General features: G+C 50.0%; 1 rRNA gene. It reads right to left on the reverse strand.

The annotated features are described in order from the left end of the window. Nucleotides 1-127: 127 nt before the first annotated feature. Nucleotides 128-210: ribosomal RNA gene (locus PGS10_RS25060) — 23S ribosomal RNA — on the reverse strand; the annotation flags it as partial.

Here is a 210-nt window from a genome sequence, read left to right on the forward strand (position 1 = left end):
GTCAGGTGGGACCACCGCGCTATCGCCGCCAGGCAAATTCTGTTTTACCAGCCCGTCATACGACGCACTGATTAATCTGTATCACGCTGAAAATCATCTCAAATCGCCAAAACACCTTCGGCGTTGTAAGGTTAAGCCTCACGGTTCATTAGTATCGGTTAGCTCAACGTATCGCTACGCTTACACACCCGACCTATCAACGTCATCGTC

Origin of the sequence: Klebsiella sp. 141153 (assembly GCF_032601995.1) — a bacterium.
GTDB classification, from domain to species: Bacteria; Pseudomonadota; Gammaproteobacteria; order Enterobacterales; family Enterobacteriaceae; genus Klebsiella; species Klebsiella aerogenes.